The following is a 10280-nucleotide window of genomic DNA, read 5'->3' as shown; positions in this document are numbered from 1 at the left end:
GAACTGCGGGGTGGGGAGACATGACGGGTGGGCGAGTCCTCCTGCCGTCGGTGGGGTCAGTCCTTCATCTGCAGCGCCCACTGCCGGGCATACAACCCGTCCAGGGCTAGCAGCTGTTGGTGTGTGCCTTGTTCGAGCACCCGGCCCTGATCGATGACCAGAATCCGGTCCGCATGGCGCAGGGTATTGAGGCGATGGGCGACGCTGATCACCGTGCGGCCGTGGACGATGCCCTGCAGGTTGGCCATCACCGCCGCTTCCGACTCGTAGTCCAGGGCACTGGTGGCTTCGTCCAGCAACAGGATGCCGGGGTTGGTCAACAGGGCCCGGGCCAGGGCAATGCGTTGACGCTGGCCGCCGGAGAGCTGGCCGCCACGCTCGCCCACCTCGGTCTCGTAGCCCTGGGCCAGGGCCTCGATAAAGGACGCCGCCCCGGCCAGACCGGCGGCGTGCCGCACCTCGGCGTCGCTGGCTTGAGGCCGGCACAGGCGGATGTTCTCGGCAACGCTGCCGGCGAACAACACGCTTTCCTGGAGCACCACGCTCATGTTGCGGCGCAGGGCCACCGGATCGGCGATGGCCAGGTCGATGCCGTCCACCAGCACCCGGCCGTGCTGGGGCACATAGAGGCGCTGCAGCAGGCGGGTCAGGGTCGATTTGCCGGAACCGGAAGGCCCGGTGATGCCGACGAACTCGCCCGGCTGGATCTCCAGATCCAGCTGGCGCAGCACCTCCTGGCCGTCTTCCTCGTAGCGAAAACGCACCCCCTGGAAGCTCACCCCGCCCTGCAACGCTGGCACCGAGGCCAGGCCGCCGCTGCCGCTTTCACAGTCGCTGTCGAGAATGTCCCCCAGGCGGCGCAGGGAAATCAGCGTGTGCTGGAAGTCCTGCCAGACCTGGGCCAGACGCAGGATCGGCTCCACCACATGCCCGGCCAGCATGTTGAAGGCCACCAGTTGGCCGGGGCTCAACTGGCCATCCAGCACCAGCATCACGCCCCACCACAGCAACAGCGCCGCGGTCAGCTTCTGGATCAGGCCGATGCCCTGCCCGGCCCAGATCCCGACGATGCGGGTGTGGAACGCCGCACGCACATAAGCCGCCAACTGGCGCTGCCACTGCTGCTGGAAGGCGCTTTCGATGGCCCCGGTCTTGATAGTCTCGATGCCGGTCACGGTCTCGGTGAGAAACGCCGTGTTGGCCGCATTCAACTCGTATTCGCGCAAGGCCCGGCTGCGCAGCAAGGGGCCCACGCACAGCCAGAAGAGGAAATACAGGGCCAGGGAGCCCACCACCACCCAGGTCAGCAGCGGTGCGTAGCTGTACATCACGGCGATGAACAACCCGCAGAACGCCAGGTCCAGCACCAGGGTCAAGGCCGAGCCGGTAAGAAACTGGCGGATCTGTTGCATCTCACCGACCCGGGCGATGATCTCGCCGCTCTGGCGCCGCTGGAAATAACCCAGCGGCAACTGGATCAGATGCTGGTACAGGCGCGCGGACAGCTCGGCGTTGATCTTGCTCGCCACATTGCTGAACAGCCAGGACCGCAACAGGCCGAACAAGGGCTCGAACAGCGCCAGGGCCAGCATGGCGATCCCCAGCACTTGCAGGCTCGACAGGCCGCGACTGACCAGGACCCGGTCGATGATGTTCTCGAACAGCAGCGGCGTGACCAGCGCTACGCCTTGCAGCATCAGCGACACCAGCAGCACGCTGCGAAACTGCCGCCCATGCTTGAGGATCGACGGCAGGAACCAGGAGACGCCGAAACCACCCGTCTTCAGTTGCACATGCCGCTCGGCCAGCAACAACACCTCTCCCTGTCCCTGATCATGGCCTTGCCAGAGCGTCGCCAGCTCCTGGCGCGACAGGGTCTGGCATTGCCCCTGCAGCGGCCAGAATACCCGGACCCGGTCGCCCTCCACCGCGTCCAGCACCGCCCAGCCCCGAGTGGTGTCCAGCAGCGCCGGCAGCGGCAGGTGATGCAAACGCTGCACCCGGCTCTGCACTGCCCGTGCGCGCAGGCCGATCCAGCCGGCGCAGCGCCGCAGGTCAAGGCTGTCGGCCGGACCTTCAACCCGTCCCAGGCGGTGAGTCAGTTGCGCCACGCTGATGCTCAGGTCGAAGCGCCGGGCGGCCCAGGCCAGGGCGTGCAGGCCGGTGTCGAGCATTGTCGGTGAGGGTTCAGAAGCGGCATCGAAAGCGCGGGTCATGCTCAACGCTCCCGCAACGCTTCGGACTGATACTCGCGAATCGGGCTCAGCAGGTAATTGATCACCCGCCGCTCGCCGGTGCGAATCTCGCCGGTCACGCTCATCCCCGCCTGCAAGGGCATCCAGCCCTGCCCCGCGGCAATGGCCGCACGCTCCAGGCGAATCCGCGTGGGGAACACCAGCCCCAGCTGTTCGTCCTTGATGGCGTCACCGGAGACATGGGCCACGGTGCCGCGCAAGGTGCCGTAGCGGGTATAGGGAAACGCATCCACCTTGATCTCCACGGGCTGGCCGGCCCTGACGAAACCGACGTCCTTGTTCAGCACCATGACCTCGGCATCCAGCTCGGCCCCCTCGGGCACGATCACCAGCAACTGCTGCGCCGCTTGCACGGCGCCGCCCAGGGTATGCACCGCCAGTTGCTGGACCACACCGTCCACCGGCGCCAGCAGGGTTTGCAGGCGCTGCCGGTCGCGGCCACGGATCAGTTGCTGCTCGAGCACGGCGATCTCCTGTTGGCTGCGGTTGAGCAATTCATGCTGTTCGCGCTGGGTCCTGGCCAGGAAGCTGTCGCGCTGCTCCCGACGGTTCTGCGCCTGGGCCTTGAGCACCTGCAGTTCGGCCTGCTGCTGGGCCAGCGAACGCTCGACGTCCAGTTGCTCCTTTTCCTGCTCAAGCAATTCCACCAGGGGCATCAGCTGTTCGGCGGCCATCGCCCGGCGTGCATGGAGCCGTTTGCGCACATTGCTGGCCAGCTTGCCCAGGGCGCTGATCTCGCTGCCCCGAGCCCTTTGATTGGCCTGGTTGATGGCGATTTCGGCGTTGAGGCTGTCCAGGTTGGCGCTGATTTCCTTCCAGGTACTGAGCAGTTGCTCCCGGGCCGCCGCGACCTGCTGTGCATCCAGGCCAGCAGGCGTCTGGTAGCTGTGCAAGGGGTCCGGGGTCAGCAGTGCACGGGCCCGGGCCAGTTCCAGACGCTTGAAGTCCAGTTGCGTGCGCAACTCGCTCAACTCGGCGTCGATGCCGATCGGGTTCAGCGCCACCAGCACCTCGCCGGCCTTGACCCGCTGCCCGTCACGCACATGGATGGCGCGAACTTCACCCGCCTCGTGCGCCTGGATCACCTTGGTGTAGCTGGAGACCATGAGGCGCCCGGCGGCACTGGCATGAATGTCGAGAAAGCCGAGGATCGCCCAGCCCAGGGCCAGCAGGATCGCCAGGATCAGCAGCAGTGCCGTGCCACGTGCCCAGGGCGCGGGTGGCCGCTCGACAATTTCCAGGTAGCCGGGCTGGAACTCGTATTCGTCGCGGCTGCGCTTGAGCAGCGTCCGCGCGTCACCCAGGCGCTGCCAGGCGCGGCGCCAGCGAGACAACAGTGCACCGGACCTCATGACGCCTCCTTGCACAGCGCCTGTTGCAGCGCCCACAGGCGCGAGTAGCAACCGCCGTTGGCCAAGAGCTGCTGGTGGCTGCCCGATTCACTGATGCGCCCCTGTTCCAGGGCGATGATGCGTTGGCAATGCCGTACCGCAGACAGGCGATGGGCAATGATGATCACCGTGCGTCCCTGGGCGATGCTCGCCATGTTGTCCTGGATCAGCGCCTGGGATTCGTCATCCAGGGCGCTGGTGGCTTCGTCGAAAATCAGGATGCGCGGGTCGCCCATCAGTGCCCGGGCTATGGCGATGCGTTGCCGCTGGCCGCCGGACAAGGAGCTGCCGGCTTCGGCCAGCACCGTGTCGTAGCCCAGGGGCAGGCGCAGGATGAAATCATGGGCACCGGCCAGGCGCGCCGCGGCGATCACGCTTTCCAGGGAGGCGGTGGGATGGCGCAGGGCGATGTTGTGGCGCACGCTGCGGTTGAACAGGTAGTTTTCCTGGAGCACCACGCCAATCTGGCTGCGCAACCAGGCCGGCTGCAACTGATCCAGGGGCAAGCCGTCGATCAGGATGCGCCCGCCATCGGGGGTGTAGAGTTTCTGCAGCAAGCGGGTCAGCGTGCTCTTGCCGGACCCGGACGGCCCGACGATGCCCAGGGTCTGCCCCGCGGCGATCTGCAAGTCCAGGCCGCGCAGCACCCACTCAAGTTCCGGACGGTAGCGGAACACCAACTGTTCGATGCGCACTTCGCCACGCAACGCCTGTGCCGGGCGCAGATCCCCCTCGGCCTGCTCCACCGGCAGGTTGAGCATGTCGCCCAGCTTGTCCACCGACACCCGCACCCGGACGAACTGCTGCCAGACCTCGATCAGCTTGGCCACGGGCTGGCTGACGTGGGACAGCATCATGTTGAAGGCAATCAACTGGCCGATGCTCATTTGCAGGTCGATGACCCGGCTAGCGCCCCAGCAGATCACCGCCACCGCGGTGACTTTCTGCAACAGCATCACGGTCTGGCTGATGGCGCTGCCCAGGGTCTGGCTGGCAAACCCGGCCTCGACCATCTGCGCCGTCTGCGACTCCCAGCGACGCTGCATGCGCGGCTCCACCGCCAGGCTCTTGATGGTTTCGCTGCTGCTGACGCTTTCGTTGAGAAAGGCGGTGTTGCGCGCCGCACTGTAGAACTGGCGCTCGATGCGTTTCTCCAGCGGGCCGGTGCTGAACCAGGCCAGCAGCGCATACAGGGGCAGGGTCAGCAGCACCAGCAGGGTCAACGGCCAGGAAATCCAGGCCATGACCGCAAAAAACACCAGGGTGAAGGCCACGTCGACACACAGGGTCAGCAGCGAGCCGGTGAGGAACTCGCGGATGCTGTCCAGCTCCTGGACCCGGGTGATGATCGCCCCCACCTGGCGTTGCTTGAAGTACAGCAGCGGCAGGCCCAGCAGATGGCGCAAGAGCTTGACCCCAAGGCCGATGTCGATGCGGTTGGCGGTGTGCGCCGCCAGGTATTCGCGCAAGCCCTTGAGCAGCACCTCGAACAGGCCCACCACCACCAGGGTCATCACCAGCACGTCGAGGGTCGACAGCGCCCGGTGCACCATGACCTTGTCCATCACCGCCTGGAAGAACAACGGCGTCGCCAGGGCCAGCACCTGCAGCAACAGCGAGCACAGCAGCACTTCGCCCAGTATCCGCCGATGGCGCAGCAGCTCCGGTACGAACCAGGACAGATCGAAGCGCAAACCGCTCTGGCGCAGGCGAATCACCTCCCCGCTCCACTGCTCGGCCAACTGCTGGCGATCGAGCATGTCCGGGGTCGGCATTGAAGGTCGCTGCACCAGCGCCTGGGTGTCCGAGAGCCGCGCCAGCAGCATGAATTCGCCGCTCTGGTTGCGCCAGGCAAGGGGCAGCATCTTTGGGGTCAGTCGGGTCAGCGCCAGGCGTTCCAGGCGAAGATCGACACCGGCGTTGCGTGCATAGTCCCTGACCGCCTGGCGCAGGTCCCGCGAAGGGTCAGGGTCCAGGGATTGCGGGGCCGCGGCTTGCGGTACGCGTTCCTGGGTCAGTTGCAGCAGCAGATGGCAGCAGGCCAAGGCTGAGTGAACGGCCGTATCGGCCGCGGATGATGGGGCAGACAGCGCTGTCATAGCGGAGCATCCGCTGAGGACAGGCTGCGGGTTGTTGCAATATTGACTGGCATAGACCGCTCGTTTCTTGCTCCAGGGAGCATGGAGGCACGAACGCAGTCTGAGCCAGCTAATTGCGAATGATAATCAGCAGTTTGATTGAAGCGTTTTAACTAAAACTTAAGGCTGTCCCCTAAATCCCCTGCATGTCCAGGCTGCGCATGCACAGGGACCTGGTCCCAGGCTGGCGAGGCTACTGATACAGCGCTGCCCACGGCTGTTCAACCTGAGTGTCAGCGCGTACCAGTCGCTGCCCTCACTGGTTGCGCCAGCCCTGAGCGGTGATGGCAATCAGCGGTCAAAATAATCCGTCAAATCCATCCATCTCTGCACATAACCCTCTAATCTTGGCGACACGTTTTGCAGGTCGTTGCGGGGCGGTCTCTGCACCTGTCGAATACGCAGCGTTAATCCGAGAGCATGAAATGCCACTGTTTGTTGAGTTACTGCCATGACTCATATGATCCAATCGTTGCGCCAGCGGGGAGCGCTGATCCTGACGACGCTGCTCGTTCTGACGGCCTGGGTGCCCTCAGTGTCTGGCGCCGAATCCCGTAGCTTCGACCTGTACATCGCCGAAGCGCCGCCTTTATCGATGCTGGACCCGTCCGGCCTGCATGGCATCCTCGGCGACGCGACGTCGGAAGCGGCGACCCGGGCCGGTTATACGCTGCATTTTATCGAAGTGCCCTGGGCACGAGCCCAGCAAAGCGTGCGCAAAGGCGTCGACAAGCTGATCATTCCTCTGTCGCGCACGCCGGAAAGAGAAGCCGATTACACCTGGATCGCGCCCATCATGACCATGGACAGAGCCTTCTTCAGCCTGCACACGCGCGTCGAAACCCTGCAGCAGGCACGGGAAACCTTCGCTCGGATCGCCGTTGGCCGAGGCAGTGCCCAAGAGCAGAAGCTTCGGGCTGAAGGCTTTGGCGACAACCAGATTTATCCGTTTGAAATTGGCGAGAACCCGGCTCAACTGCTGCTGATGGGACGGGTCGACGCCTGGTTCAACGGCATTCCCGAAACCCAGAGCATCTGGCGCAAGGTGTCGACTCAGCCGTTGCAGGTCAGTCCGGTCTTTATGAGCACCGATCTGTACCTGGCCTGCTCCAGAAACTGTAATGCGACACTGGTGCGCAAGCTGCGCGCGGCGGTCGAGGGGCTGCGCAAGGACGGCACGCTGGAGAGAATGCGAAAATCCTACCTCGACGCTCCCTGACCGCCCCCTGTGCTGCGCAGAACCCGGGCCGCGTTGGCATAGCCGGCGTCCCGATCCTGCAAGCCTCTGCAAAGCACCGCCGCGGGTCCGCAGCACGCGCTTGCCGATGCTCCTCAACGCGACAGCATGAACGTCTCGTACTCCAGGTCATCCAGCGCCGTCGACAGCCGCGTCAGCCCCAGCAGCACGCAGATCAGCAGCGACAGGGTAAAGCCATAGCCGAAGAAGCTCGGCCCCAGGTGCAGGCTGAGCAGGGTCAGGGCGGCATTGAGGGCCACGAACAGCAGGCACAGCTCCAGCACGATGGCGCGTTTGTCGAGGTAGAAGAACACGTTGAGAATCGCCATGAACACCACCTGGATGCTCACCCCGATCAGGTCGATGTAGAACAGCGGCAGGTAGTAGCTGGACATCCCCAGCCACTCCAGCAGGCGCGGGCCGAAGAGGAACAGCAGGACCACCGTCAGCCCCTGGACCTTGCAGATTTCCAGCAGGCCCTGGCGGATCGAGAAGGTCATCTCGGCCTTCAGCGAACCGATGTGCTGCAAGGTCTCGCCATCGCGCACGGCACGGAACAGGCGGTCGTACCACTCGGCGAAATCGGTTTCGATGCGCACCAGGAACACCGCCATCCCGGGAATGATCGCCAGGTAAGCGAGGAAGATCGGCAGGTCGTAGAGAATTGACGCGCGCATCGGCCCGATCACCTGGCTCGAAGTTTCCGGGTTGAACCAGAAGATGAACTTGTCGATCCAGATCCCCAGGTTGTAGCAAAGCCCGGTCAGCAGCAGGCTGACAAACACCTGGCGGCGGTCGAGAAAGTCGAAGGCCACCAGCTTCTCGGCCCGGTACTCACGCAGGATGTCGTAGAGAAACAGGAACAACAGCGTGCTGTGCCCCAGCAGCAGCGCCAGCAACAGCCCTTCCATGCCCATGTAGCGCAGGTAGAAGGCGCTGCCGACCATCAAGCCATACCCCACCAGCATCACCAGGAGGATGCGGTTATAGGCCTTCATCCCCGAGAGGAAGATGATCACCAGCCACAGGTTGCACAGCACCACGAAGTTGGCCAGGGTCAGCAGGCGGTAGATCAGCGCCTGGTCGAACAGGGTCACCAGCAGCAGGATGCCCAGCGCCCCGGAGCCCAGGGTCACCAGCAAGAGTACGCCCACCAGGTTCGGCAGGATCTGCTCGTACTTGCGCTCGAACAGGCGGTCGGACACGAAACGGGTGAAAAACAGCTGCAGGCCGCCGGTCAGGATCAGCGACGTGGCCATCAGGTAGGTGACGGTGATCAGGAACTGGCGGATCAGGACCTCCGGCACCACCAGCCCGAGGCTGATCACCCCCACCAGCATCACGCTGAGGATCGACAGCACCCAGGGCCCGGAACTGATCAGGCCGGCATAGACATAGGCGTGCAGGGTCGCCGTGTAGGAGTCGCGGGAGAGAATCTTGCGCAGTTCGAAACCGATGCCGGCCATTTACACAGCCTCCTTGTGTGGGGTGCCGATGGCCGTGTGATAGAGCGTGCGATAGCGGTCGAGCATCAAGCGCTCGCTGTAGTAGCGATGTACCCGCAACAGGCCCGCCGCCTGGGCCGATTGCCAGCGTTCGGGGCTGCGCAGCAGGTCGATGATCGCCTGGGAGGTGGCCTGCGGATCGGCGATCGCCACCACTTCCCCGGCCCGCCCCAGGTCCCGGTCGGCCGCCTCGCCGCCCTCGATCAGCTCGCGGCAGGAGCCCACGTCACTGCTGACCACCGGCGTGCCGGCAGCCCAGGCTTCGAGAATCACCAGGGGCTGGGCCTCGCTGATGGAGGTCAGCACCATCAGGCCCAGTTGCGGCAGGATGTCCTGGATTTTCTGGAAGCCCAGGAACAGTACCTTCTGCTCCAGCCCCAGGCTCGCCACCAGGCTGCGGCACTCGGCGACGTACTCCGGGTCTTCCTCTTCCGGCCCGACGATCCAGCCTTCGACCTCGGGCATCACGCTGACCACCCCGCGCATGGCCCGCAGGAAGGTCTTGACGTCCTTGATCGGCACCACCCGGCCGATCAGCCCGACCACCGGCGCAATGCCTTCGGCCCGGGCCTCCAGGGCCTGGGTCCAGAGCTGCAGGTCGATGCCGTTGGGGATCACCTGGGTGCGCTCGGGGGGCGCGCCGTCCTTGATCTGGCGTTGGCGGTTGCCGTCGTACAGGGCAATGATCTGGTCGGCGCTTTCATAGACCAGATGCCCGATGCGTTCGAAGAAACGCACCCAGAGCATGCGGATATAGCCGGAGCCGGAATCCATGCTGTCGTTCAGCGCCTGGTTGCTGCTTTCGGCGATCCAGCTGGCCTGGGCCAGGTCGATCTTGCGCTCCTTGGTGTAGATCCCGTGCTCGCTGAGCAGGAACTGGCAGCCCCACAACTGCTTGAGAATGCAGCCCACCAGCCCGGCGTAGCCGGTGGAAATCGAGTGCAGCACCCGGGCCCGCGGCATGTGCCGGGCGGCATTGGCCAGCATCAGCAAGGGCGACTGCATGGTGCGCAGGGTCCAGAAGTAGTTGACGAAGGACGGATCGGCGCAGTGCTGCTCGTAGCCTTCGGTCAGCGCTTCCCAGCTGGGCCGGCTGTAGAGCACGTCGTCCAGGGTGATGCGCCCCTGGGCCAGGGATGCCAGCACTTCGATGCCCAGCTCGGCGGCGGGCTTCTGCGGGTTGTGCAGGTAGCGGTACAGGTTGCTCAGTTCCTCCAGGGACGCGCTGTGGGCCTCGCGCTTGTGCCTGGGGTTGCGCCAGGCCTCTTCCAGGTACACCTCTTCGATATGCACGACGTTGGCCGGAATCTCATAGCGGCGCTGACCATAGGCCTCGCGCTGGCCGCCAATGAACAGCACCGAAAACTGCAGCTGCGGCAGGCCGAGGATCATCTGGTGGATCCAGCTGGACACGCCACCACGCACATAGGGCCAGGTGCCCTCGAGCAGCAGGCAGACATCGGCGATGGGGGTTGAGTCGGGGGTTTTCTTCATGTCCAGGTCCTTACCAGCCCGGCAAAGGGCGGACGTTGCTGCATTTGCGCCGGCAGGCTTCGCAGCAGCCCGGGAATCTCGGCATAGCGGCCGGTTTCAAAGGCGATTTCGGCGCGGAACGGCAGGACCTTGGCCGGGTCCATGCCCGCCTCCTCGGCCTGGTGCATGTGCAGGCGCGCCTTGCCGACGTCACCGCGTTCAAGGGCGATGCGCCCGGCCAGCAACAGCAGCTCGCCGCCCTCCCCCAGCTTCAGCGCCTG

6 protein-coding genes and 1 pseudogene are annotated in these 10280 nt (G+C 64.8%); 1 reads left to right on the top strand and 6 read right to left on the bottom strand.

The window, feature by feature from the left end; all coding sequences use genetic code 11:
- Nucleotides 1–56: 56 nt before the first annotated feature.
- Genes F6S12_RS11790 through F6S12_RS11780 form a run of 3 tightly spaced genes read right to left on the bottom strand, consistent with a single transcriptional unit; the run spans nucleotide 57 to nucleotide 5745 of the window.
- Nucleotides 57–2216 carry a type I secretion system permease/ATPase gene (locus F6S12_RS11790; protein ID WP_011061270.1) on the bottom strand — a complete coding sequence of 720 codons (2160 nt, stop codon included), beginning with the start codon at nucleotides 2214–2216 and terminating at the stop codon, nucleotides 57–59.
- Nucleotides 2217–2218: 2 nt separating this feature from the next.
- The gene (locus tag F6S12_RS11785; protein ID WP_053151654.1) at nucleotides 2219–3607 is read right to left on the bottom strand and encodes an HlyD family type I secretion periplasmic adaptor subunit; all 1389 of its coding nucleotides are present in this window, start codon (nucleotides 3605–3607) and stop codon (nucleotides 2219–2221) included.
- Entirely contained in the window at nucleotides 3604–5745 is a 2142-nt protein-coding gene (locus tag F6S12_RS11780; protein WP_026020261.1) for a type I secretion system permease/ATPase, read from the bottom strand. Before F6S12_RS11780 ends, F6S12_RS11785 begins: the two co-directional genes overlap by 4 nt.
- A gap of 490 nt (nucleotides 5746–6235) precedes the next feature.
- Here F6S12_RS11780 and F6S12_RS11775 point away from each other — a divergent pair, with 490 nt between their 5' ends.
- Nucleotides 6236–7003 carry a substrate-binding periplasmic protein gene (locus F6S12_RS11775; RefSeq protein WP_315868921.1) on the top strand — a complete coding sequence of 256 codons (768 nt, stop codon included), beginning with the start codon at nucleotides 6236–6238 and terminating at the stop codon, nucleotides 7001–7003.
- 113 nt (nucleotides 7004–7116) lie between these two features.
- Here F6S12_RS11775 and pelG read toward each other — a convergent pair whose 3' ends face one another.
- The 3 genes and pseudogenes from pelG to F6S12_RS11760 form a co-directional block, all read right to left on the bottom strand.
- Entirely contained in the window at nucleotides 7117–8487 is a 1371-nt protein-coding gene (pelG, locus tag F6S12_RS11770) for an exopolysaccharide Pel transporter PelG (RefSeq protein ID WP_011061266.1), read from the bottom strand.
- Nucleotides 8488–10020 (bottom strand): GT4 family glycosyltransferase PelF, encoded by a 1533-nt coding sequence (gene pelF / locus F6S12_RS11765; RefSeq protein WP_053151647.1) that lies wholly within the window; start codon nucleotides 10018–10020, stop codon nucleotides 8488–8490.
- Nucleotides 10017–10280 (bottom strand): annotated as a pseudogene (locus tag F6S12_RS11760) (HEAT repeat domain-containing protein); the annotation flags it as partial. The gene pelF and the pseudogene F6S12_RS11760, both read right to left, overlap by 4 nt.

It is taken from the genome of Pseudomonas sp. JV245A (assembly GCF_032424515.1).
Taxonomy (GTDB): Bacteria; Pseudomonadota; Gammaproteobacteria; order Pseudomonadales; family Pseudomonadaceae; genus Aquipseudomonas; species Aquipseudomonas protegens.
This window is presented reverse-complemented; position numbering and strand designations above follow the sequence as displayed.